Annotated in this window: 21 protein-coding genes; 13 read left to right on the forward strand and 8 right to left on the reverse strand. The window is 56.6% G+C overall.

All coding sequences use genetic code 11. The features are described 5' to 3' along the window. Window positions 1-13: 13 nt before the first annotated feature. The 3 genes from AC2FAK_RS01445 to AC2FAK_RS01455 all read left to right on the forward strand — a co-directional run bounded on the left by AC2FAK_RS01445 (window position 14) and on the right by AC2FAK_RS01455 (window position 2,127). On the forward strand, window positions 14-175 hold the full coding sequence (locus AC2FAK_RS01445) for a DUF1328 domain-containing protein (protein ID WP_003856556.1): 162 nt from the start codon (window positions 14-16) through the stop codon (window positions 173-175). A gap of 120 nt (window positions 176-295) precedes the next feature. After that, the gene (locus tag AC2FAK_RS01450; RefSeq protein WP_095455076.1) at window positions 296-1,348 is read left to right on the forward strand and encodes a patatin-like phospholipase family protein; all 1,053 of its coding nucleotides are present in this window, start codon (window positions 296-298) and stop codon (window positions 1,346-1,348) included. Next, window positions 1,345-2,127 (forward strand): TatD family hydrolase, encoded by a 783-nt coding sequence (locus AC2FAK_RS01455; protein WP_095455075.1) that lies wholly within the window; start codon window positions 1,345-1,347, stop codon window positions 2,125-2,127. Before AC2FAK_RS01450 ends, AC2FAK_RS01455 begins: the two co-directional genes overlap by 4 nt. Here the strand turns inward: AC2FAK_RS01455 and AC2FAK_RS01460 are convergent. Both AC2FAK_RS01460 and AC2FAK_RS01465 read right to left on the reverse strand, forming a co-directional pair. Then, a complete protein-coding gene (locus AC2FAK_RS01460; RefSeq protein ID WP_095455074.1) occupies window positions 2,122-2,982 on the reverse strand; it encodes a YjjW family glycine radical enzyme activase in 861 nt (286 codons plus the stop codon). The genes AC2FAK_RS01455 and AC2FAK_RS01460 overlap by 6 nt on opposite strands. Then, the gene (locus tag AC2FAK_RS01465) at window positions 2,957-4,504 is read right to left on the reverse strand and encodes a YjjI family glycine radical enzyme (protein WP_013095488.1); all 1,548 of its coding nucleotides are present in this window, start codon (window positions 4,502-4,504) and stop codon (window positions 2,957-2,959) included. The genes AC2FAK_RS01460 and AC2FAK_RS01465 overlap by 26 nt, the downstream gene beginning before the upstream one ends. A 262-nt stretch (window positions 4,505-4,766) precedes the next feature. Between AC2FAK_RS01465 and deoC the strand changes: the two genes are divergently transcribed. The 4 genes from deoC (at window position 4,767) to deoD (ending at window position 9,050) form a co-directional block, all read left to right on the forward strand. Beyond that, on the forward strand, window positions 4,767-5,546 hold the full coding sequence (gene deoC / locus AC2FAK_RS01470; RefSeq protein WP_013095489.1) for a deoxyribose-phosphate aldolase: 780 nt from the start codon (window positions 4,767-4,769) through the stop codon (window positions 5,544-5,546). Between the two features lie 100 nt (window positions 5,547-5,646). Further along, window positions 5,647-6,969: a thymidine phosphorylase gene (gene deoA, locus AC2FAK_RS01475; RefSeq protein WP_013095490.1), complete on the forward strand. Its 1,323-nt coding sequence runs from the start codon at window positions 5,647-5,649 to the stop codon at window positions 6,967-6,969. A gap of 51 nt (window positions 6,970-7,020) precedes the next feature. Continuing rightward, window positions 7,021-8,244 carry a phosphopentomutase gene (gene deoB / locus AC2FAK_RS01480; RefSeq protein ID WP_013095491.1) on the forward strand — a complete coding sequence of 408 codons (1,224 nt, stop codon included), beginning with the start codon at window positions 7,021-7,023 and terminating at the stop codon, window positions 8,242-8,244. An 83-nt stretch (window positions 8,245-8,327) separates the two neighbouring features. Continuing rightward, window positions 8,328-9,050 carry a purine-nucleoside phosphorylase gene (deoD, locus tag AC2FAK_RS01485; RefSeq protein WP_013095492.1) on the forward strand — a complete coding sequence of 241 codons (723 nt, stop codon included), beginning with the start codon at window positions 8,328-8,330 and terminating at the stop codon, window positions 9,048-9,050. A 52-nt stretch (window positions 9,051-9,102) separates the two neighbouring features. Here the strand turns inward: deoD and AC2FAK_RS01490 are convergent, their stop codons facing one another. From AC2FAK_RS01490 to AC2FAK_RS01500, 3 genes are all read right to left on the reverse strand, one after another. After that, window positions 9,103-9,792 (reverse strand): DUF1120 domain-containing protein, encoded by a 690-nt coding sequence (locus AC2FAK_RS01490; RefSeq protein ID WP_095455073.1) that lies wholly within the window; start codon window positions 9,790-9,792, stop codon window positions 9,103-9,105. Window positions 9,793-9,942: 150 nt separating this feature from the next. After that, complete coding sequence (lplA, locus tag AC2FAK_RS01495; RefSeq protein ID WP_095455072.1) at window positions 9,943-10,959, reverse strand: lipoate--protein ligase; 1,017 nt, start codon at window positions 10,957-10,959, stop codon at window positions 9,943-9,945. Window positions 10,960-10,998: 39 nt separating this feature from the next. Next, a complete protein-coding gene (locus tag AC2FAK_RS01500; RefSeq protein WP_013095494.1) occupies window positions 10,999-11,643 on the reverse strand; it encodes a YtjB family periplasmic protein in 645 nt (214 codons plus the stop codon). A gap of 117 nt (window positions 11,644-11,760) precedes the next feature. Here AC2FAK_RS01500 and serB point away from each other — a divergent pair, with 117 nt between their 5' ends. The 3 genes from serB to nadR all read left to right on the forward strand — a co-directional run bounded on the left by serB (window position 11,761) and on the right by nadR (window position 15,458). Next, window positions 11,761-12,729 (forward strand): phosphoserine phosphatase, encoded by a 969-nt coding sequence (serB, locus tag AC2FAK_RS01505; RefSeq protein WP_013095495.1) that lies wholly within the window; start codon window positions 11,761-11,763, stop codon window positions 12,727-12,729. Between the two features lie 75 nt (window positions 12,730-12,804). Then, window positions 12,805-14,190 (forward strand): DNA repair protein RadA, encoded by a 1,386-nt coding sequence (radA, locus tag AC2FAK_RS01510; RefSeq protein WP_013095496.1) that lies wholly within the window; start codon window positions 12,805-12,807, stop codon window positions 14,188-14,190. A 35-nt stretch (window positions 14,191-14,225) separates the two neighbouring features. Then, entirely contained in the window at window positions 14,226-15,458 is a 1,233-nt protein-coding gene (gene nadR / locus AC2FAK_RS01515; RefSeq protein ID WP_014830583.1) for a multifunctional transcriptional regulator/nicotinamide-nucleotide adenylyltransferase/ribosylnicotinamide kinase NadR, read from the forward strand. Window positions 15,459-15,573: 115 nt separating this feature from the next. Here the strand turns inward: nadR and AC2FAK_RS01520 are convergent, their stop codons facing one another. Next, a complete protein-coding gene (locus tag AC2FAK_RS01520; RefSeq protein WP_095455071.1) occupies window positions 15,574-16,575 on the reverse strand; it encodes a zinc-binding alcohol dehydrogenase family protein in 1,002 nt (333 codons plus the stop codon). Between the two features lie 108 nt (window positions 16,576-16,683). On the opposite strand from AC2FAK_RS01520, the gene AC2FAK_RS01525 reads away from it, so the two are divergent. Continuing rightward, the gene (locus tag AC2FAK_RS01525) at window positions 16,684-17,583 is read left to right on the forward strand and encodes a LysR family transcriptional regulator (protein WP_095455070.1); all 900 of its coding nucleotides are present in this window, start codon (window positions 16,684-16,686) and stop codon (window positions 17,581-17,583) included. A 91-nt stretch (window positions 17,584-17,674) separates the two neighbouring features. Here AC2FAK_RS01525 and ettA read toward each other — a convergent pair whose 3' ends face one another. Then, complete coding sequence (gene ettA / locus AC2FAK_RS01530) at window positions 17,675-19,342, reverse strand: energy-dependent translational throttle protein EttA (RefSeq protein WP_013095500.1); 1,668 nt, start codon at window positions 19,340-19,342, stop codon at window positions 17,675-17,677. Window positions 19,343-19,569: 227 nt separating this feature from the next. On the opposite strand from ettA, the gene sltY reads away from it, so the two are divergent. Continuing rightward, a complete protein-coding gene (gene sltY, locus AC2FAK_RS01535) occupies window positions 19,570-21,507 on the forward strand; it encodes a murein transglycosylase (protein WP_095455069.1) in 1,938 nt (645 codons plus the stop codon). Window positions 21,508-21,562: 55 nt separating this feature from the next. Continuing rightward, on the forward strand, window positions 21,563-21,892 hold the full coding sequence (trpR, locus tag AC2FAK_RS01540; RefSeq protein ID WP_013095502.1) for a trp operon repressor: 330 nt from the start codon (window positions 21,563-21,565) through the stop codon (window positions 21,890-21,892). Window positions 21,893-21,919: 27 nt separating this feature from the next. On the opposite strand, the gene yjjX is transcribed toward trpR, so the two are convergent. Further along, complete coding sequence (gene yjjX / locus AC2FAK_RS01545; RefSeq protein WP_029882672.1) at window positions 21,920-22,435, reverse strand: inosine/xanthosine triphosphatase; 516 nt, start codon at window positions 22,433-22,435, stop codon at window positions 21,920-21,922. Window positions 22,436-22,446: the final 11 nt, after the last annotated feature.

Raw genomic sequence — 22,446 nt, forward strand, 5'->3', positions numbered from 1 at the left:
AAAGGAGAGGCTTATGTTTCGTTGGGGCATTATATTTCTGGTTATCGCGTTAATTGCCGCCGCTTTGGGCTTTGGCGGACTGGCGGGTACAGCGGCCTGGGCAGCTAAAATTGTCTTCGTTGTCGGTATCATCCTGTTCCTGGTGAGCCTGTTTACGGGACGCAGACGTCCGTAGCAAACGCAATATTCCTTAAACAAAAAAAAGCCAGTCGTGATGACTGGCTTTTTCTTATTTGCGTTGCTGGTCGGGTGCGTTACTGTGGAGAGAGAAAATAATCAAAACAGGAAAGCAGAGGTGGGGCAACGAATTCCCGTTACGCTCGGCAATATTGCGCCGCTGACGTTAAAAGCGTTTCGTGCTGGTCAACTTGCGCTGGTTTGCGAGGGGGGCGGGCAGCGCGGCATTTTTACCGCCGGCGTGCTGGATGAATTTATGCGCGCGCAATTCAACCCGTTTGACCTTTACTTCGGCACGTCTGCCGGGGCGCAGAACCTGTCTGCCTATGTCTGTAACCAGCCTGGCTACGCGCGAAAAGTCATTATGCGCTACACCACGGCGAAAGAATTTTTTAACCCGGTGCGCTTCGTGCGCGGCGGCAACCTGATCGATCTCGACTGGCTGCTGGAATCCACCTCCAGCCAGATGCCGCTGGCGATGGATACCGCCGCACGCCTGTTTGATAGCGGCAAAGCGTTCTGGATGTGCGCCAGCCGGGGCGATGATTATTCCCCGGGCTATTTCTCTCCGCAAAAAGAGAACTGGCTGGATATCATCCGTGCCTCCAGCGCCATTCCCGGTTTTTATCGGACCGGCGCGCTGCTGGACGGCATCAGCTATCTCGACGGCGGCATCAGTGACGCGGTGCCGGTGCAGGAAGCGGCCCGGCGGGGGGCGAAAACCATTGTGGTGATCCGCACTGTGCCGTCGCAAATGTACTACACGCCGCAGTGGTTTAAACGGATGGAGCGCTGGCTGGGCGACAGCAGTCTGCAGCCGCTGGTGAATATCGCGAAGCAGCATGAAACCACCTACGGCGCGATGCAACGCTTTATCGAAAAACCGCCGGGTAAGCTGCGTATTTTTGAAATTTATCCGCCGAAACCGCTGGTCAGTATGGCGCTCGGCAGCCGTGTTCCCGCGCTGCGTGCAGATTATAAAACGGGGCGACTGTGCGGACGCTACTTCCTGGCGACGGTTGGAAAAATGCTGGCAGAGCAACCGCCGCTGCATCGGCACAAACACATTATTACGCCGCCTGCGATTGTGGCTAACGATCCGCTGACCGTGCCACTGGTGGATGTCCCGCAGGCGAATGACGCTTTACTGGATAACGAGGATCTGGCGTGACGCACCGTTTTGTTGATACCCACTGTCACTTTGATTTTCCGCCGTTTACGGGGGACGAGACGCAGAGCATTGAGCGCGCCGCTCAGGCGGGTATCCACGCGATGATTGTGCCTGCGATCGAAGTGGACAGATTCGAGCGCGTGCTTGATCTCGCCCACCGCCATGATGCGCTGTACGCCGCGTTGGGTCTGCATCCTATAGTGATAGAACACCATCTGGACGAACATCTCGACGTACTGGATGCGGCGCTGCAAACCCGCGAAAACAAACTGGTCGCGATGGGTGAGATCGGCCTCGATCTCTATCGCGATAATCCGCAGTTTGAACGCCAGCAGACGATCCTTGATGCCCAGCTCAGGCTGGCAAAGCGTCACGATCTGCCGGTGATCCTCCACTCACGACGTACACACGACAAACTGGCGATGCACCTGAAACGCATCGATCTGCCGCGAAAAGGAGTGGTGCACGGTTTCTCCGGTAGCCTGCAGCAGGCGCAGCGTTTTATTGAACTGGGCTATAAGATTGGCGTGGGCGGTACCATTACCTATCCCCGGGCCAGCAAAACGCGCGACGTAATGGCACAGTTACCGCTGTCTGCTCTGTTACTGGAAACGGATGCTCCTGATATGCCGTTAAACGGTTTTCAGGGGCAGCCGAACCGCCCGGAACAGGCGGCACGCGTGTTTACCACGCTGTGTGAACTGCGTGAGGAGCCGGAAACGGAGATTGCAGATGCGCTGCTGGAAAATACCCGCGCGCTGTTTGGCATCACGCTATAGGTAAAGTGCCGGGCGGATCACCGTGATGTGCTGTTTTTCAAGCGCCAGCGCCAGCGGCTCGATGTCCCCCGGTGTAGCGCTGCGCCATGACGCCGCCTCGCCGTAAACCCCGTGCGCGTGAAACGCGTTAATGCGCACCGGCACATTCCCCAGCCCGAGGATAAATGTTGTCAAGGGCTTAAGATGCTCCAGATAATCGCACTGCTCAGGGATCACCAGTAAACGCAGTTCCGTCAGCCGCTGATGCTGCGCCAGCCAGCGAATGCTCTGCTTAATCTGCGGGTTTTCGCGTCCGGTCAGCACGCGGTGATGTTCGTTTCCCCACGCCTTGAGATCCACCATCGCGCCATCCAGTACCGGCAGCAGTCTTTGCCAGCCGGTTTCCCCCAGCAGACCGTTACTGTCCACCAGACACGTAAGGTGGCGCAGGGCGGGATCCGTTTTGATCGCCGTGAACAGGGCGATCAAAAACGGCAACTGGGTAGTGGCTTCGCCGCCGCTCACGGTAACCCCTTCAATAAAAGGGGCGGCTTTACGGACCTGCGCGAGGATCTCTTCCACGCTCAGGCGCTGCGCCATTGGCGTTGCCTGCTGCTGGCACAGATGCAGGCAGGTATCGCACTGCTGGCACCGACTCTCCTGCCACCAGACGCGTCCGGCCTGAATGTTCAGTGCATCGTGCGGGCAGTGGGGCACGCAGTCGCCGCAGTCGTTGCAGCGCCCGATGGTCCACGGGTTGTGGCAGGTTTTACAGCGCAGGTTACAGCCCTGCAGGAAGAGGGCCAGGCGGCTGCCCGGCCCGTCCACGCAGGAGAAGGGGATAACCTGACTAACTAAAGCGCATCTGCTGTTCATGGCTGACCACGCGCGGCTGACGTTCCAGAATGCGGGTATTGCGTGCGGCTTCTTCGCCAAGCCAGGTGGTATTGGTGCGCGATCCGGCTTCGCGATACTGTGCCAGATCCGACAGCCGCACCATATAGCCGGTCACGCGCACCAGATCGTTACCGGCTACGTTGGCGGTAAATTCCCGCATACCGGCCTTAAACGCCCCCAGGCACAGCTGCACGACCGCCTGCGGATTGCGTTTTACCGTCTCATCCAGCGTCAGAATGTCGCTGATCCCGGCGGAGTAGTGCGGGTGATGCGGCGCCACGGCCAGCAGATGAGTGATGGGATCCGGCTCGTCGCCGTACGGCAGACGCGCACCCGGGGTGGTACCGACATCTGAACTTATTCCCGACTGTGCATGGAGCATCGCACGCTGTTTCCAGCCGTATTTCACCGGCGTGTTTTCCACAAACGCCGCCAGCTGCTCGCTGATGCGATAGCCCAGCGCGTTGGCCTGCTCGCTCTTACCGTAACGGCCGTCAATACCCGCTTTTTCGCAAAGCGTATTCACCGCCTCTGCCATGCCGTACATGCCAAACATCGGTACAAAGCGATCGGCATCAATCAGCCCCTCTTTCACCAGGAAGCTATTCTCAAAGAAGCCGGATTGTTGATAGAGAAACGCGCAGCGGGCATCAATGATGGCCATTTGTTGCTGGCAGTAGTGCGGCAACATACGCGTGAAGAAATCGTCGGGTGACGCGCTGTGTTCAGCAATCGCCCGCAGATTGAGGCGGACCAGCGTACTGCCGCCGCCCGCCAGCGGCAGCGAGTTGTAACAGCTCACGATGCCATAGCGGCCTTTTGTGAAAATTTTATCATTCACCGGGCCATGGGAAATATGCGGTTTGCTGCATTCACAGATATTTTTTGCCACCTCAAGCAGGAGATCGTCCGGCGTCACGTCCGGGTCATAAATAAACGTCAGATTCGGTGCAGCCTGCTTCAATTCTGCATCGGCACGCAAAATGGCGCGGGTGATGGGGGTATCTGCCGGACCAATGTTGACGTGCGTAAAGGCGTCCGGCAACGTTCTGTCGAGATAGCGCCAGAAACGTTTTATTCGGCTATCGATCGCTTCTTGTGTTAGAATTCTAACATAGGGTTGCAGTAAGGCATCAAGGTGACCGAGATAGACCGGCATTGATGTTACTGAAGGCACATGATGGTAGAGAATGGTTAACAGCGAGAGCGCGTCATCCAGATCTTTCGCCCCCTCCAGCTCCAGCCATTCTGAACCTTTAGCCAGAAACGTTGCGTAATCCGGCAGAACATAACGGGGTTTATAGGGCGCGTGCCCTTCAAACATGTCGCAGATAAATCCCTTGTCCAGCGCGGCACGAGCCGCCTCAGGAAGTGCCGGATAAGGCAGATTGTTTTCCGCTTCCAGCGCCAAAAAATGACGCTTCTGTTCCGGGGTTAATACCGGGCTTGTCACAATGTGCTGGCAACGTTGTTGCAGGGCGTCGGGGCTGGCGTGGGGCATGTTCGCTTCCTTGATTGTTCTGCGGATGTTGAACGGATTGTAGGAAGCCATCCTGTCAGGGCTTTTGATCTGACGAGGGGAATCGCTGCATTCGTCAGCAGTTCACGCATTAAAGTTTGAAGCAGATCTCATTACAGCAATGCAAATTTGTACGTAGTTTTCATTAACTGTGATGAATGTCGAAGTGTGAATGCGGGTGGATGTTAGAATACTCACAGACCCGCAAGGTAAAATTGATACGGCACCGCCGTTGGAGAATGTTATGACCGATTTAACTGCAAGCAGCCTGCGCGCGTTGAAACTGATGGACCTGACCACCCTGAACGATGACGACACCAATGAAAAAGTCATCGCCCTGTGTCATCAGGCGAAAACGCCAGTGGGCAACACTGCCGCTGTCTGCATCTATCCGCGCTTTATCCCGATTGCCCGCAAAACGCTGAAAGAGCAGGGTACCCCGGACGTGCGCATTGCAACCGTAACTAACTTCCCGCACGGCAACGACGATATCGAGATCGCGCTGGCGGAAACCCGCGCGGCGATTGCCTACGGCGCAGACGAAGTTGACGTGGTATTCCCGTACCGTGCGCTGATCGCGGGCAACGAGCAGGTGGGCTTTGACCTGGTGAAAGCCTGTAAAGACGCCTGCGCGGCGGCAAACGTGCTGCTGAAAGTGATCATCGAAACTGGCGAACTGAAAGAAGAAGCGCTGATTCGTAAAGCGTCCGAAATCTCCATCAAAGCCGGTGCGGATTTCATTAAAACCTCTACCGGTAAAGTGCCGGTGAATGCGACCCCGGAAAGCGCGCGCATCATGATGGAAGTGATCCGCGATATGGGCGTGTCCAAAACCGTGGGCTTTAAACCGGCGGGCGGTGTGCGTACTGCGGAAGACGCGCAGCAGTTCCTGGCGATTGCCGACGAGCTGTTCGGCGAAGAGTGGGCGGACTCACGTCACTACCGCTTCGGCGCGTCCAGCCTGCTGGCCAGCCTGCTGAAAGCGCTGGGTCATGGCGACGGTAAGAGCGCCAGCAGCTACTAAGTTTGAATTGCCGGGTGGCGCTACGCTTACCCGGCCTACAGGATCGTGGTCGGGTATATCGTACCCGCCATCATTCACCCGATTCCTCATGGGGGTTACCGTGTTTCTCGCACAAGAAATTATTCGTAAAAAACGTGATGGTCATGCATTAAGCGACGAAGAGATCCGCTTCTTTATCAACGGCATTCGAGATAACACCATCTCAGAAGGGCAGATTGCAGCCCTGGCGATGACCATCTTCTTCCACGATATGTCGATGCCTGAGCGTGTCTCGTTGACCATGGCGATGCGAGATTCAGGAACCGTACTGGACTGGAAGAGCCTCAATCTCAACGGTCCGATTGTCGATAAACACTCCACCGGCGGCGTAGGCGATGTAACGTCTCTGATGCTCGGCCCCATGGTGGCGGCCTGCGGCGGTTATATCCCGATGATCTCCGGGCGCGGCCTGGGACACACCGGCGGTACGCTCGACAAACTGGAAGCCATTCCGGGCTTCGATATCTTCCCGGATGACAACCGCTTCCGCGAAATTATTAAAGACGTTGGCGTGGCGATCATCGGCCAGACCAGCTCGCTTGCCCCGGCAGACAAGCGCTTCTACGCAACCCGCGATATCACCGCAACCGTTGACTCCATCCCGCTGATCACCGCCTCTATTCTGGCGAAGAAACTGGCAGAAGGGCTGGACGCGCTGGTAATGGACGTAAAAGTGGGCAGCGGCGCGTTTATGCCAACCTATGAACTCTCTGCTCAGCTTGCTGAAGCGATCGTTGGCGTTGCCAACGGCGCAGGCGTGCGCACCACCGCACTGCTGACGGACATGAATCAGGTGCTGGCCTCCAGCGCCGGTAACGCCGTCGAAGTGCGCGAAGCCGTTCAGTTCCTGACAGGCGAATACCGCAACCCACGACTGTTCGACGTGACCATGGCGCTGTGCGTCGAGATGCTGATTTCAGGCAAACTGGCGAAAGACGACGCTGAAGCGCGCGCGAAACTGCAGGCGGTGCTGGATAACGGCAAAGCGGCAGAGATCTTTGGCCGCATGGTGGCGGCGCAAAAAGGCCCGACCGACTTCGTGGAAAACTACGCGAAATACCTGCCGACCGCGACGCTCAGCAAAGCCGTTTATGCCGATAGCGAAGGTTTTGTCTCTGCTATGGACACCCGTGCACTGGGTATGGCGGTGGTCTCGATGGGCGGCGGACGTCGTCAGGCATCGGACACCATTGATTACAGCGTTGGCTTTACCGATATGGCCCGTCTGGGCGACAGCGTTGACGGAGAACGTCCGCTGGCGGTGATCCACGCCAAAGACGAAGCCAGCTGGCAGGAGGCGGCGAAGGCGGTGAAAGCGGCTATTACGCTTGCTGATAAAGCACCAGAAAGCTCGCCTTCGGTCTATCGTCGTATCACCGAATAGCGGTATACTGATCTGATCAATTATTTTTAGCACTACGTACGGAGAACAATTATGAAACGTGCATTTATTATGGTGCTGGACTCATTCGGCATCGGCGCAACCGAAGATGCAGAACGTTTTGGTGACGTGGGTTCCGATACCATGGGTCACATCGCGGAAGCCTGTGCGAAAGGCGAAGCGGACAACGGTCGTAAAGGCCCTCTGACTCTGCCCAACCTGACCCGCCTCGGTCTGGTGAAAGCGCATGAAGGTTCTACCGGTAAAATCGCTGCCGGTATGGACGGCAACGCGGAAGTGGTGGGCGCTTACGCCTGGGCGCATGAGCTCTCTTCCGGTAAAGACACCCCGTCTGGACACTGGGAAATCGCCGGTGTGCCGGTTCTGTTTGACTGGGGCTATTTCTCCGATCACGAGAACAGCTTCCCGCAGGAGCTGCTCGATAAGCTGGTGAAACGCGCCAACCTGCCGGGCTACCTCGGTAACTGCCACTCTTCCGGTACCGTGATTCTGGATCAGCTCGGCGAAGAGCACATGAAAACCGGTAAGCCGATTTTCTACACCTCTGCTGACTCCGTATTCCAGATTGCCTGCCACGAAGAGACGTTTGGCCTGGATAAACTGTACGAGCTGTGCGAAATCGCCCGTGAAGAGCTGACCGAAGGCGGCTACAACATCGGTCGTGTTATCGCGCGTCCGTTTATCGGTGACAAAGCGGGTAACTTCCAGCGTACCGGTAACCGTCACGACCTGGCCGTTGAGCCACCGGCACCCACCGTGCTGCAGAAACTGGTTGATGAGAAAGGCGGTCACGTGGTTTCCGTGGGTAAAATCGCCGATATCTACGCCAACTGCGGTATCACCAAAAAGGTGAAAGCCACTGGCCTGGATGCGCTGTTTGACGCGACCGTCAAAGAGATGAAAGAAGCGGGTGATAACACCATCGTCTTCACCAACTTCGTCGACTTCGACTCCTCCTGGGGCCACCGTCGCGACGTGGCGGGTTATGCGGCTGGCCTGGAGCTGTTCGACCGTCGTCTGCCAGAGCTGATGGAGCTGGTGGGTGAAGATGACATTCTGATCCTGACCGCTGACCACGGCTGTGACCCAACCTGGACCGGTACTGACCACACTCGTGAGCACATTCCGGTGCTGGTGTATGGCCCGAAAGTGAAACCGGGCTCGCTGGGTCACCGTGAAACCTTCGCGGACATCGGCCAGACGATTGCGAAATATTTTGGCACGTCTGACATGGAATATGGCAAGGCGATGTTCTGAGTTATGTTGGGTGCGGCCTGATGCCCTCACCCCAACCCTCTCCCACGGGGAGAGGGCGAATTTACAATGAAAAGGAACTGAAGATGGCAACTCCTCACATTAACGCAGAAATGGGTGATTTCGCTGACGTCGTATTGATGCCGGGCGACCCGCTGCGCGCGAAACACATTGCAGAAACTTTCCTGGAAGACGTGCGTGAAGTGAACAACGTTCGCGGCATGCTGGGCTTCACCGGAACGTACAAAGGCCGCAAAATCTCCGTGATGGGCCACGGTATGGGTATCCCATCCTGCTCCATCTACACCAAAGAGCTGATCACCGATTTCGGCGTGAAGAAAATCATCCGTGTTGGCTCCTGCGGCGCGGTGCGCATGGACGTTAAACTGCGTGACGTGGTGATTGGTATGGGTGCCTGCACCGATTCCAAAGTCAACCGTATGCGTTTCAAAGATCACGACTTCGCGGCGATTGCTGACTTCGGCATGGTGCGTAACGCGGTTGACGCGGCTAAAGCGCTGGGCGTTGATGCTCGCGTGGGTAACCTGTTCTCTGCGGATCTGTTCTATGCGCCGGACGGCGGCGAGATGTTCGACGTGATGGAAAAATACGGCATCCTGGGCGTGGAAATGGAAGCGGCGGGCATCTACGGCGTCGCGGCTGAGTTCGGTGCGAAAGCGCTGACCATCTGCACCGTATCTGACCACATCCGTACCCACGAGCAGACCACGGCTGCTGAGCGTCAGACCACCTTCAACGACATGATCAAAATCGCGCTGGAATCCGTTCTGCTGGGCGATAAAGAGTAATACAGAATGAAAGAGTGTAGCCCTGGCTACACTCTTTTTTGTTCTTCACACCTTAAAGATAAACAAGGCTGATTGTTGCCTGCCCGTCAATCGTGGTGTCATCGGTCAGGGCGAGCGATGTTGTATCCTGAACGGCCAGCGCGACGCGCAGCGGGAATACCGCATTGGTAAAGGCCACTGGATCGACGCCTGAGCTACCAGCTACCGTGTAAACCATGCCGTCATGTCGAACCGGCGCACTGTCGCCCACCATCTGGCCCCATGCATAACTTCCGGTGGAGTTGGCACCTGAAATCATCCCTGTGGTATTTCCGTCCGCAGTGACGTTACTCAGTTGCATCGTAACGGAATACGCCCCCAGATTTACACCCTTCGAGGTTTTACCCGCCCCGAAAAGGCTATTACTGCTCCACACCGAACCAGAACCACTCCAGTCGGTATTTTCGACAATCAAATTCTGTCTGGAATCCGCACGATCGTCGATAATACTCCAGCCTACTTTTGTCGGGGCTACGCAGTTAATAGAGAACGACAGATCTTTATTGCCAAGTTGGTTAGTCTGCGTGGCAGACATACTACCAATATTCGTCGTACCGAAATCCACAATACCGCCACCACTCAGGGAGGGAGTACACGCGGAGTTAGTTAAAACACCTGTGACTTTTAATACTGCAGTTTCCGCAGCATGGGCGGCAGACGACATAATCACAGCAACAGACGCTGCTAAAAGAAGTTTTTTCATGTTTAATCCTTAACATTAATTATGAGGAACATCACTTGTTCCTCTGTGTCGGGATTTTCTTATGCGCTGTGCTATTTCGTCTATTTAATCTATTTACATTAGAAATGTGATTTTTTTAAAAAACACTTTTTTGAATATTATTACTCTTAATTATTTTACTTCCCGAGCTATCCATTCCGATAACTCTCTTAATTCCCTTTCCTGTTGAGGAAAATCCCCCAGCAGCGCATCGCATTCCTGTTGCAGCATATCCGCCCGATACAAACAGCCCTGCAAACGAGCCGCCAGCGCCTCTAACGGCGCCGGGTTAAGGCTGTCCGTAAACACCTGGGTGCGGGTGATATGACCTTTCTCTACGTCAAAGTGCAGCTCCACGCCGCCCCAGGTAAAGCGTTCGTCCAGCAGATGCGAAAAGGCAGGCGCCTGGCCAAAGTTCCACTCCCAGCTGCTCTGGCGGGCAAAGGTTTCGGCGAAATTGGGCAGATCCGGGGTTTTATCCGGGGAGATCACCTCTGCCTCTACGCGCTCACCGTAATGGGCAAAGAAGGCTTCCTGGATCGCCTCGCAGATTTGTGCGTGAGTGATGTCCGGCAGAAGCTCAACCAGGTTGGCCACGCGCCCCCGCACGGAAGTGATCCCTTTGGCCTGCAGTTTTTTCTTGTCGGGATTCAGGTAGTTCGCCAGACGGCTGAGATCGGCGTTAAGAAGAAGGGTGCCGTGGTGGAAGCCGCGATCCAGTGCTTCGCGATAGGCTGAGCCTGACACTTTGCGATCTCCATCGGGCGTTTTGACCACCAGGTCGTTACGCCCGGAGGCTTCTGCCGTCACGCCGAGCGAATTGAGCGCGTTGAGGACAATGGACGTTGAGATGGTCTTGTCGTATTCCGGTTTACCCGCCATAAAGGTAAAGCAGGTATTGCCCAGATCATGGAATACCGCACCACCGCCGCTGCTGCGGCGCGCCAGACGGACGTTGTCCTCTTCCATACGCCGGGTGTTACACTCTTTCCACGGATTCTGTGCGCGGCCAATGACCACCGTGTCGGCATTGCGCCAGAGAAACAGCACGCGTTGGGTGGCGGGCATCTGGCGGAAGATGCACTCTTCCACCGCAAGATTAAACCACGGATCGTAAGAGTCAGAGAGCAGCAGGCGTAACGTCGTCATGGCAGAGTTCCTTTTCCGAATCATCAGCCTACTTTATCACTAATCTTTCTTTTCGCTCTCTTCGTCTTCAGGAACAGATTTGCTGGCGGTCAGCAGGAAGGGCGACTGCTGCCAGCGAGTGCGCTTGCCCTGCAGCAAGGTGCGGGCCAGTACCACGCCAATGGCGAGGGAGAGCAGGAGCATCAGACGGAGTATATTGGTGGTGTTATCCACCTGTTTTGCTTCCGTGGGCAGGGTATGGGTGTCGAGCGTCAGGCGCAGATACCCCAGCGGACCATTTTTGCCCTGAATAGGTTCGACGATCTGCTGGTTAAAGTAGCCCCCGGCTTTTTTACCGTCCAGCGCCAGCCTGTCGCGTACGTCGACATGCTCGCCCGCGCGGGCAATCAGATCGCCTTTTTCATCGTAGACACCGGCATCCAGGATACGGCTGTTCTCGGTTAACTGACGCAAAACCTGGCTGATGCGTTTGTCATCCGGCGTTTCGGTACGCATAGCGGGCGCGACGTTAAGCGTAACCTGACGCGCCAGCGTGCGGGCCAGCTCCTCAAACTGCGGATTCCGTTGCCGTTGATGATTCTGGCTAAACCACGACGCCCCTTGCATCAGCACCACTAACAGGGCGAGACAGAAAAGGACGATCACGGCACGATGAAGCCGGAATTTCAGTTTTGCGCGAGCCATATTCCACCTGCTGAAAATTTACGGCTTAATGTTGCCAGAAGTGATGGTTACAGGGTAGCCTCATGCGTTATTTTCCCTCTGGAACCTTCCGGCGCGAACGAAATTACAGGAGCTTCAATGCCGAACATTACCTGGTGCGACCTGCCAACGGATGTCTCTTTATGGCCAGGATTGCCGCTCTCTTTAAGTGGCGATGAGGTGATGCCTCTGGATTACCACGCTGGCCGTAGCGGCTGGCTGCTGTACGGACGCGGCCTGGATAAGCAACGCCTTACCCAATATCAAACTAAACTGGGTGCGGCGATGGTGATTGTCGCCGCCTGGTGTGTGGAAGATTATCAGGTCATTCGCCTGGCCGGTTCCCTGACGCAGCGCGCGACGCGTCTGGCGCACGACGCCGGGCTGGACGTTGCCCCGCTGGGTAAAATCCCGCATCTGAAAACGCCGGGTCTGCTGGTGATGGATATGGACTCTACCGCCATCCAGATTGAGTGTATCGATGAGATTGCCAAACTGGCGGGCAGCGGCGAGCTGGTGGCGGAAGTGACCGAGCGCGCGATGCGCGGCGAGCTGGATTTTACTGCCAGCCTGAGACAGCGCGTGGCGACCCTCAAAGGGGCCGATGCCAATATCCTGCGTCAGGTGCGCGATGAACTGCCGCTGATGCCCGGGCTGACGCAACTGGTGCTGAAGCTCCAGTCGCTGGGCTGGAAAGTGGCGATCGCTTCCGGTGGCTTTACCTTCTTCGCGGATTACCTGCGGGAAAAACTGCATCTGACCACCGTGGTCGCCAACGAGCTGGAGATCATGGACGGTAAGCTGACCGGGCAGGTGCTCGGCGATATCGTGGATGCGCAGTATAAAGCCAATACGCTGAGCCGACTGGCCGAGAAATATGAAATTCCGGTTGCCCAGACCGTTGCCATTGGCGATGGCGCAAACGATCTGCCGATGATCAAAGTTGCCGGTCTTGGCATTGCCTACCATGCCAAGCCAAAAGTGAATGAAAAGACGGAAGTGACTATCCGTCACGCTGACCTGATGGGGGTGTTCTGCATTCTCTCCGGCAGCCTGAATCAGAAATAACGGTATGCGATTGTAGGCCGGGTAAGCGTTAGCGCCACCCGGCGCGCAGGCCGCACTGAAATAACGAGGTAAACCGTGGCTAAAGCCCCAAAACGCGCATTTGTCTGTAATGAATGTGGTGCGGATTATCCGCGCTGGCAGGGGCAATGCAGCGCCTGTCATGCCTGGAACACCATCACCGAAGTGCGTGGTGTGGCGGCTTCGCCGAGCGTGGCCCGCAATGAACGCCTGAGCGGCTATGCGGGTAATGCCGGTGTGGCAAAAGTCCAAAAACTGTCAGAAATCAGTCTGGAAGCGTTGCCGCGCTTCTCCACCGGCTTCAAAGAGTTTGACCGCGTGCTTGGCGGCGGCGTGGTGCCGGGCAGTGCGATCCTGATCGGCGGTAACCCGGGAGCGGGTAAATCGACCCTGCTGCTGCAAACGCTCTGCAAGCTCGCCGAGCAGATGAAAACCCTGTACGTCACTGGCGAAGAGTCCCTGCAGCAGGTGGCGATGCGAGCACACCGTCTGGGTCTGCCTACCGGCAATCTGAATATGCTGTCGGAAACCAGCATTGAGCAGATCTGCATGATTGCCGAAGAAGAGCAGCCGAAGCTGATGGTGATTGACTCCATCCAGGTGATGCACATGGCGGATATTCAGTCCTCGCCGGGCAGCGTGGCGCAGGTGCGCGAGACCGCCGCGTATCTGACGCGCTTTGCCAAAACCCGCGGCGTGGCGATCGTCATGGTCGGCCACGTCACCAAAGACGGCTCCCTGGCGGGGCCAAAAGTGCTTGAGCACTGTATCGACTGCTCCGTGATGCTCGACGGCGACGCAGACTCCCGCTTCCGTACCCTGCGCAGCCACAAAAACCGCTTTGGTGCGGTGAATGAACTGGGCGTATTTGCCATGACCGAGCAGGGGCTGCGCGAAGTCAGCAACCCGTCGGCCATCTTCCTGAGCCGGGGAGATGAAGTCACCTCCGGCAGTTCGGTGATGGTGCTGTGGGAGGGGACGCGCCCGCTGCTTGTTGAAATTCAGGCGCTGGTGGATCACTCGATGATGGGTAACCCGCGGCGCGTGGCGGTCGGTCTGGAACAGAACCGTCTGGCGATCCTGCTGGCGGTGCTACACCGTCATGGTGGCCTGCAAATGGCCGATCAGGATGTCTTCGTCAACGTAGTCGGGGGCGTGAAAGTTTCAGAGACCAGTGCCGATCTGGCGCTGCTGCTGGCGATGGTCTCCAGTCTGCGCGACAGACCGCTGCCGCAGGATTTGGTGGTCTTCGGCGAAGTGGGGCTGGCCGGGGAGATCCGCCCGGTGCCCAGCGGCCAGGAGCGCATCTCCGAGGCGGCGAAACATGGCTTCCGCCGGGCGATTGTGCCGGCGGCCAACGTGCCGAAGAAGATCCCCGAAGGGATGCAGGTCTTTGGCGTTAAAAAACTCGCAGATGCGTTAAATGTCTTTGACGACTTATAATTACGTATTCGATTTTGCAGGAGGCACCGTAATTTATGTCATCATTTGACTACATCAAGACCGCAATCCGTCAGAAAGGCTGCACGCTACAGCAGGTGGCTGACGCCAGCGGCATGACGAAAGGCTATCTTAGCCAGTTGCTGAACGCCAAAATCAAAAGCCCCAGCGCGCAAAAGCTGGAAGCGTTACATCGCTTTCTGGGGCTTGAATTCCCGCGTATGCAAAAGAACATCGGCGTGGTGTTTGGTAAGTTTTACCCGCTGCATACCGGCCATATCTACCTGATCCAGCGCGCCTGTAGCCAGGTCGACGAGCTGCACATCATCATGGGTTACGATGAAACCCGTGACCGTCAGCTGTTTGAAGACAGCGCCATGTCGCAGCAGCCGACGGTGCCGGATCGCCTGCGCTGGCTGCTTCAGACCTTCAAATATCAGAAAAACATTCGCATTCATGCCTTTAACGAAGAGGGCATGGAGCCGTATCCACACGGCTGGGACGTGTGGAGCAACGGCATTAAAGCGTTTATGGAAGAGAAGGGCATTGCGCCCAACTGGATCTACACCTCTGAAGAGTCCGACGCACCGCAGTTCCGCGAGCATCTGGGCATTGAAACGGTGCTGATCGATCCTAAGCGTACATTCATGAACATCAGCGGGGCGCAGATCCGCGAAAACCCGTTCCGCTACTGGGATTACATCCCGACCGAAGTGAAGCCGTTCTTTGTGCGCACAGTTGCGATTCTGGGCGGTGAATCCAGCGGGAAATCGACGCTGGTCAACAAGCTGGCAAATATCTTCAATACCACCAGCGCGTGGGAATACGGACGTGATTATGTCTTTTCCCATCTGGGGGGAGACGAGATGGCGCTACAGTATTCTGATTACGACAAAATCGCGCTAGGCCATGCTCAGTACATTGATTTCGCGGTGAAATACGCCAACAAAGTGGCCTTCATCGACACCGATTTTGTCACCACACAAGCCTTCTGTAAGAAGTATGAAGGACGCGAGCACCCGTTCGTACAGGCGCTGATCGATGAATATCGCTTCGACCTGGTGATCCTGCTGGAAAACAACACGCCGTGGGTCGCCGACGGGATGCGCAGCCTCGGTAGCTCAGTGGACAGAAAAGAGTTCCAGACGATGCTGGTGGAGATGCTTCACGAGAACAACGTGGAGTTTGTCCACGTTGAAGCGTCGGATTACGACACCCGTTTCCTGCGCTGCGTCGAGCTGGTGAAGGAGATGATGGGGGAGCAGGGGTAAATTCACAGGTTTGCCCCTCACCCTAACCCTCTCCCCATGGGGAGAGGGGATCGTACGGAGCTGTCTTTACCCTCTCCCCCGTGGGGAGAGGGCAGGGTGAGGGGGAATTATCCACTCAGAACGCAACCACCACCTTCCCGCGCATATGCCCGTCCAGCACTTTGCGGTGGGCCTCGGTAATGCTTTCCACGCTCAGCCCTTGCAGCGTTTCGCTGAGCGAGCTCTCCACTACGCCGTTATCCACCAGCTTTGCCACCTCGTTTAAGATCTCACCCTGACGCGCCATATCGGCAGTCTGGTACATGCTGCGGGTGTACATGAATTCCCAGTGCAGGGCGGCGGATTTGGATTTCAGCTTGTCCTGGTTCAGCGGGTGCGCATTTTCGACGATGGAGCAGATGTGCCCCTGCGGCGCAATCAATTCGCTGACCGCGTCCCAGTGGCCATCGGTATCATTGAGGATAAAAATATAATCCACAAAGGTGATGCCTTGTTTGGCCAGTTCACCTTGCAGATCGCGATAATTCACCACCAAATCCGCGCCGCGATCGCGACACCATTGGGCTGAGTCTTCCCGCGACGCGGTGGCGATGACCCTGACCTTGCTGTTGTGCTTCGCAAACGGGATCGCAAGGGAGCCTACGCCGCCAGCACCGCCGATGATCAGCAGCGTTTTGTCCGACCTGGCATCCTGAATGTTCAGGCGCTCAAACAGCCCTTCCCAGGCGGTGAGCGCGGTCAGCGGCAATGCGGCAGCGGCATCCCAGCCAAGGCTTGTCGGTTTGTGTCCCACAATACGCGCATCAATCAGCTGATGCGTGGCATTACTGCCCGGACGGGTAATATCACCCGCGTACCACACTTCGTCGCCCGGTTTGAAGCCGGTGACGCTTGTCCCCACCGCTTTGACGACACCGCTGGCATCCCAGCCGAGAATGCGTGGCGCCTGCAGGCCGTTTTTAACAAGACTCGCATGCACTTTGGTATCGACCGGGTTGATGGAAACGGCTTTTACTTCCACCAGCAGATCGTGTTCACCGGGCTGTGGCATCGGTTGGGTGATCTCAATAAAAGCTGCGGGATTTTCAGGATTAACGGCAATGGCTTTAACAGACATGATCAACTCCTCAATGGAATGCGTTTTGTTGAGGCTAGTCTATTAAGTGGTCATGCGCATGATAAGATGGACAATCAAGAACGGAGTGTTCGTATGGGGTGAACAATCATGTTTAAACAGCTTCAGGATATGGCGCTGTTTGCGCTGGTAGCGGAGATGGGGAGTTTTACCGCCGCAGCGCAGAAAGCAGATCTGCCGAAATCCAGCGTTAGCCAGCGGATTAGCCAGCTTGAGCAGGAGGTGGGGATCCGCCTGCTAAACCGCACCACGCGCAGGCTGAATCTGACCTTTGCGGGGGAGCACTATCTGGTGCATTGTCGCGAGATGCTGGCGGCCAGCGAAAGGGCGGAGTATGCCATTCAGCGGCTGCGTGAAAACCCCAGCGGGCGGCTTCGTATCACCTGCCCGGCGGGCATTGGCGCGACGTTACTGGCACACCTGAATGCCGAGTTTCAGCTCCGCTATCCTGACGTTTCGCTGGATGTCTCTATTTCTGACGATGTGCTCGATCTGGTGGAGTCTGGCTTTGACGTGGCGCTGCGTACCGGTAAACCGCAGGACTCCTCGCTGATTGGCCGCATGATTGGCCACTGCCCGCGCTATATGCTGGCCTCGCCGGAATACCTGGCACGCCGGGAGCCGCTGCACCATCCCCGCCAGCTGGTGGATCACCGCTGTATTACCCACAAGGCCTGGTCTGAATGGCTCCTGCAAAGCGAGAGTGAGGATTACCGCTATCTGCCGGACAATGCGCATATGACGGATAATCTTGTGTATGCTCGTGAGTGCGCGGTAGCTGGTGCGGGGATCACACTCTTACCCGCTTTTTTGCTGGAAGATAAAATTGAAAAAGGGGCGCTGGTGCAGGTGCTACCGGAGTGGAACGTTGAAGGAAACGATCTCTGGCTCGCCTATCCGAGCCGTAAGCTCAATTCGCCCGCGCTGATGAGCTATATCGAGTTTGCAATGCAGTGTGATGAGGTGAGGCGGTTTTACGTGGGTGGGTGATTATGTGCGGCCTGTTGCCCTCACCCTGACCCTCTCCCACCGGGAGAGGGCACAAACATAAAAAACGGCAACCGAAGTTGCCGTTTTACTTTTATTTCGCAATACGCTTGTACTTAATACGCTTCGGCTCCAGCGCGTCTGCGCCCAGCGTGCGTTTCTTGTACTCTTCGTATTCGGTGAAGTTACCTTCGAAGAACTCAACTTTCCCTTCATCCTGGTAGTCCAGAATGTGGGTGGCGATACGGTCAAGGAACCAACGGTCGTGCGAGATAACCATGGCACAGCCCGGGAACTCCAGCAGGGCGTTTTCCAGCGCGCGCAGGGTTTCGATGTCGAGGTCGTTGGTTGGTTCATCGAGCAGCAGTACGTTACCGCCAACCTGCAGCAGCTTCGCCAGATGCAGACGACCACGCTCACCACCGGACAACTCGCCGACGCGTTTACCCTGATCGGTACCTTTGAAGTTAAAGCGGCCAACGTAGGCGCGGCTCGGCATTTCGGTGTTACCGATACGCATGATATCCAGCCCACCGGAGACTTCTTCCCACACGGTTTTGCTGTTATCCATTGCGTCACGGAACTGGTCAACGGACGCCAGTTTCACCGTTTCACCCAGGGTGATAGAACCGCTGTCTGGCTGCTCCTGACCGGACATCATACGGAACAGGGTGGATTTACCCGCGCCGTTCGGACCGATGATACCGACGATGGCACCCTTCGGTACGGAGAAGGAGAGATCGTCGATCAGCACGCGGTCACCGTAAGATTTACGCAGGTTGCTGACTTCGACCACTTTATCCCCCAGACGCGCGCCAGGTGGAATAAACAGTTCGTTGGTTTCGTTACGTTTCTGGTATTCGGTGTTGTTCAGCTCTTCAAAGCGTGCCAGACGGGCTTTGCCCTTAGACTGACGGCCCTTCGTGCCCTGACGTACCCATTCCAGCTCTTTCTCAATAGACTTACGGCGTGCTGCTTCAGCTGACGCTTCCTGCGCCAGACGCTGATCTTTCTGCTCCAGCCAGGAAGAGTAGTTGCCTTCCCATGGGATACCCTCGCCGCGGTCCAGCTCCAGGATCCAGCCCGCCACGTTGTCGAGGAAGTAACGGTCGTGGGTGATCGCCACCACGGTGCCTTCGAAGTCGTGGAGGAAGCGTTCCAGCCACGCCACGGATTCCGCATCCAGGTGGTTAGTGGGTTCGTCGAGCAGCAGCATGTCTGGTTTTTCCAGCAGCAGACGGCACAGCGCCACGCGGCGACGCTCACCACCGGAGAGGTTGGCGATTTTCGCATCCCAGTCCGGCAGACGCAGGGCGTCAGCGGCGCGCTCCAGCTGCACGTTCAGGTTGTGACCGTCGTGCGCCTGGATAATCTCTTCAAATTTGCCTTGCTGAGCGGCCAGTTTATCGAAGTCCGCATCTGGCTCGGCGTATTTGGCATACACTTCATCCAGACCTTTCAGCGCGTTAACCACTTCGGATACCGCTTCTTCAACCGATTCACGAACGGTGTGTTCAGGGTTCAGCTGAGGTTCCTGCGGCAGGTAGCCAATTTTGATGCCAGGCTGCGGACGGGCTTCACCTTCGATGTCTGTATCGATGCCGGCCATGATGCGCAGCAGGGTGGACTTACCGGCACCGTTGAGGCCCAGAACACCGATTTTTGCGCCCGGGAAGAAGCTCAGCGAGATATTTTTAAGAATATGACGTTTCGGCGGTACCACTTTGCCGACACGATGCATGGTATAAACGAATTGAGCCACGTTGGACTTCGCCTCTTTTATCGTGATGAAAAGGAATTTCAGCCTCGAAGTGTAGCCTTTTTCCCGCCCTAATCCCAGCCAGGAACGTCGGGAGTGTTAAAACGCGCAGGAAAGGTAAAAAAGTGTCCGTAACGTGGCGCGTTCCGGGATGCCTGGTTAGCATAAGTTAATTAGACTTTGACGTGGCAAGACGCTGCAATTGACGAAAAAACAATGAGGAAGAGCTTGTGGAAAAAGCCAAACGGGTGGTCTGGCGTCTGCTGGCGGCCAGCGTATGCGTAATGGCGGTAAGCCAGGCGGTGCATGCCGATTCACTGGATGAACAACGTAACCGCTACGCCCAGATTAAACAGGCGTGGGACAACAAACAGATGGATACTGTGCAGGCGTTGATGCCGACGCTGAAAGACTATCCTCTCTATCCCTATCTGGAGTATCGCCAGATTACTGACGATCTCATGAATCAACCCACGGTCACCGTGAATAACTTCATTCAGGCGAACCCGACCCTGCCGCCCGCCCGGAACCTGCAGTCTCGTTTTGTAAACGAGCTGGCGCGTCGTGAAGACTGGCGCGGACTGCTGGCGTTCAGCCCGGAAAAACCGAACACCACGGAAGCCCAGTGTAACTATTACTATGCAAAATGGGCCACCGGTCAGCAGGAGGAAGCCTGGGCCGGGGCAAAAGAGCTGTGGCTGACCGGGAAAAGCCAGCCTAACGCCTGTGATTCGCTCTTTGGTGCCTGGCGTGCTTCCGGTAAACAGGATCCGCTGGCTTACCTTGAACGTATCCGTCTGGCGATGAAAGCGGGAAACACGCGTCTGGTGATGGCTCTGGCGGGTCAAATGCCGTCGGATTACCAGACCATTTCCACGGCCGTGATGTCGCTGGCAAACGACCCCAACAGCGTTCTGACTTTTGCCCGCAGCACGGGAGCGACCGATTTTACCCGACAGATGGCGGCGGTGGCCTTTGCCAGCGTGGCGCGTGACGATGTCGAAAACGCGCGGCTGATGATCCCGCAGCTGGTGCAGGCACAGCAGCTCAATGAAGAGCAAACCCAGGAACTGCGCGACATCGTGGCGTGGAGACTGATGGGCTCGGACGTAACCGACGAACAGGCCCGCTGGCGGGACGATGCCATTATGCGCTCCAACTCCACGTCGCTGGTGGAACGTCGCGTGCGTATGGCGCTGGGGACGGGCGATCGTAAAGGCCTTAATACCTGGCTTGCGCGTCTGCCTATGGAAGCCAAAGAGAAAGACGAATGGCGCTACTGGCAGGCGGATCTGCTGATGGAGCGGGGACGCGAGGACGAAGCCAAAGAGATCCTCCACGCGCTGATGCAGCAGCGAGGCTTCTACCCAATGGTGGCCGCGCAGCGTCTGGGTGAGGAGTACACCTTCCGCATTGATAAAGCGCCGGGTAACGCCAGCCCGGCGTTGACCCAGGGGCCGGAAATGGCGCGCGTGCGCGAGCTGATGTACTGGAATATGGACAACACCGCCCGTAGCGAGTGGGCGAATCTGGTCACCAGCCGCACTACGGATGAGAAAGCCCAGCTTGCCCGTTACGCCTTTGATAACCACTGGTGGGATCTGAGCGTTCAGGCGACGATCGCCGGTAAGCTGTGGGATCATCTTGAAGAACGTTTCCCGCTGGCCTACAAAGATCTGTTCGATCGCTACACCAGCGGTAAAGATATTCCGCAAAGCTACGCCATGGCGATTGCCCGTCAGGAGAGCGCCTGGAACCCGAAAGTCCGTTCCCCGGTAGGGGCCAGCGGCCTGATGCAGATTATGCCGGGCACGGCGACGCATACGGTGAAGATGTTTAATATCCCGGGATACAGCAGTCCATCACAGCTGCTGGATCCGGATACCAACATCAACATTGGTACCAGCTATCTGCAGTACGTCTATCAGCAGTTTGGTAACAACCGCATTTTCGCCTCTGCGGCGTATAACGCGGGCCCAGGGCGTGTGCGTACCTGGCTGGGTAACAGCGCCGGACGCATCGACGCCGTGGCGTTTGTCGAGAGCATTCCGTTCTCAGAAACGCGCGGCTACGTGAAGAACGTGCTGGCGTATGATGCCTATTACCGTTACTTCATGGGGCAAAAAGATACCCTGATGAGCGATGCGGAGTGGCAGAGACGTTACTGATTGGGATGGGTTGTGTTATGCTGTACTCGTTAATGAGTACAACAGGCGGCATAACATGACCCAGCATTCCCCGTATTCCTCGGCACTGGCCGAACAACGTCATCAGGAGTGGCTTCGTTTTGTGGAGTTGCTCCGCCAGTCTTACGACCAGGATCTGCATTTACCCCTGCTGCAACTGATGCTGACGCCAGACGAGCGTGAGGCGTTGGGCACGCGCGTGCGGATCATCGAAGAGTTACTTCGCGGTGAGATGAGCCAGCGTGAGCTCAAAAACGAGCTGGGCGCGGGGATCGCGACGATCACCCGCGGTTCAAACAGCCTGAAGTCTGCGCCGGTTGAGCTGCGTCAGTGGCTGGAAGCGGTATTGCTGAAAAACGCCGGATGACGGCTGCGCCTTATCCGGCCTATACGTTCAACGATAAATGGCGTTATGGAACGGGCTTAACGCCAGGATCACCGCCTGATGGTAAACGCTTGAGCGCGTAAGCGCGCCAGCAGTAAAGACGCCAATCGCCCCTTCTTTACGGCCTATTTCATCAATGCCGGTGTATTGCGACATCACTGGCCCGAGCGCTTCGCCTGCGCGCACTTTTTCCAGAATGATGTCCGGCAGCGGCAGGGTGGCCGAGCGTGCTTCACCGCGCTGTTCACGGCTTTCGATAACCACCCAGCTAAACGTCGCGCCTTCGTCAATTCCCGCTTCAATGGCGACCCAGAAGTCGGCATCGGGTGCGGCCGCTTTCGCATTTAACACGCGATTTCGTGCGCCAGCGCGCGTTTCTTCGCTGCCAAACGGCTGTTCAGGAACGCCACTCTCGACGCCGACGGCATCAATATGGCAGGATCCTTCGCCGAAAATCTCTTCAAATGCCCTTAGAATTGCCTGAATTTTGGCAGGATTGGTGGTAGCAGAGACAACATGGTGCATAATTAAGCTCG

The sequence above is a fragment of the Enterobacter cloacae complex sp. 394F7 genome, from assembly GCF_057320385.1.

Bases quoted from the DNA above. Each gene is read 5' to 3' on its own strand.
- lplA (WP_095455072.1), bottom strand. From the start codon at position 10,959: ATGACGACGTTACGCCTGCTGCTCTCTGACTCTTACGATCCGTGGTTT.
- AC2FAK_RS01525 (WP_095455070.1), top strand. From the start codon at position 16,684: ATGTTTAAACAGCTTCAGGATATGGCGCTGTTTGCGCTGGTAGCGGAG.
- AC2FAK_RS01460 (WP_095455074.1), bottom strand. From the start codon at position 2,982: ATGAACAGCAGATGCGCTTTAGTTAGTCAGGTTATCCCCTTCTCCTGC.
- deoB (WP_013095491.1), top strand. From the start codon at position 7,021: ATGAAACGTGCATTTATTATGGTGCTGGACTCATTCGGCATCGGCGCA.
- deoC (WP_013095489.1), top strand. From the start codon at position 4,767: ATGACCGATTTAACTGCAAGCAGCCTGCGCGCGTTGAAACTGATGGAC.
- yjjX (WP_029882672.1), bottom strand. From the start codon at position 22,435: ATGCACCATGTTGTCTCTGCTACCACCAATCCTGCCAAAATTCAGGCA.
- deoD (WP_013095492.1), top strand. From the start codon at position 8,328: ATGGCAACTCCTCACATTAACGCAGAAATGGGTGATTTCGCTGACGTC.
- AC2FAK_RS01520 (WP_095455071.1), bottom strand. From the start codon at position 16,575: ATGTCTGTTAAAGCCATTGCCGTTAATCCTGAAAATCCCGCAGCTTTT.
- trpR (WP_013095502.1), top strand. From the start codon at position 21,563: ATGACCCAGCATTCCCCGTATTCCTCGGCACTGGCCGAACAACGTCAT.
- nadR (WP_014830583.1), top strand. From the start codon at position 14,226: ATGTCATCATTTGACTACATCAAGACCGCAATCCGTCAGAAAGGCTGC.
- AC2FAK_RS01445 (WP_003856556.1), top strand. From the start codon at position 14: ATGTTTCGTTGGGGCATTATATTTCTGGTTATCGCGTTAATTGCCGCC.
- AC2FAK_RS01465 (WP_013095488.1), bottom strand. From the start codon at position 4,504: ATGCCCCACGCCAGCCCCGACGCCCTGCAACAACGTTGCCAGCACATT.
- AC2FAK_RS01500 (WP_013095494.1), bottom strand. From the start codon at position 11,643: ATGGCTCGCGCAAAACTGAAATTCCGGCTTCATCGTGCCGTGATCGTC.
- serB (WP_013095495.1), top strand. From the start codon at position 11,761: ATGCCGAACATTACCTGGTGCGACCTGCCAACGGATGTCTCTTTATGG.
- AC2FAK_RS01490 (WP_095455073.1), bottom strand. From the start codon at position 9,792: ATGAAAAAACTTCTTTTAGCAGCGTCTGTTGCTGTGATTATGTCGTCT.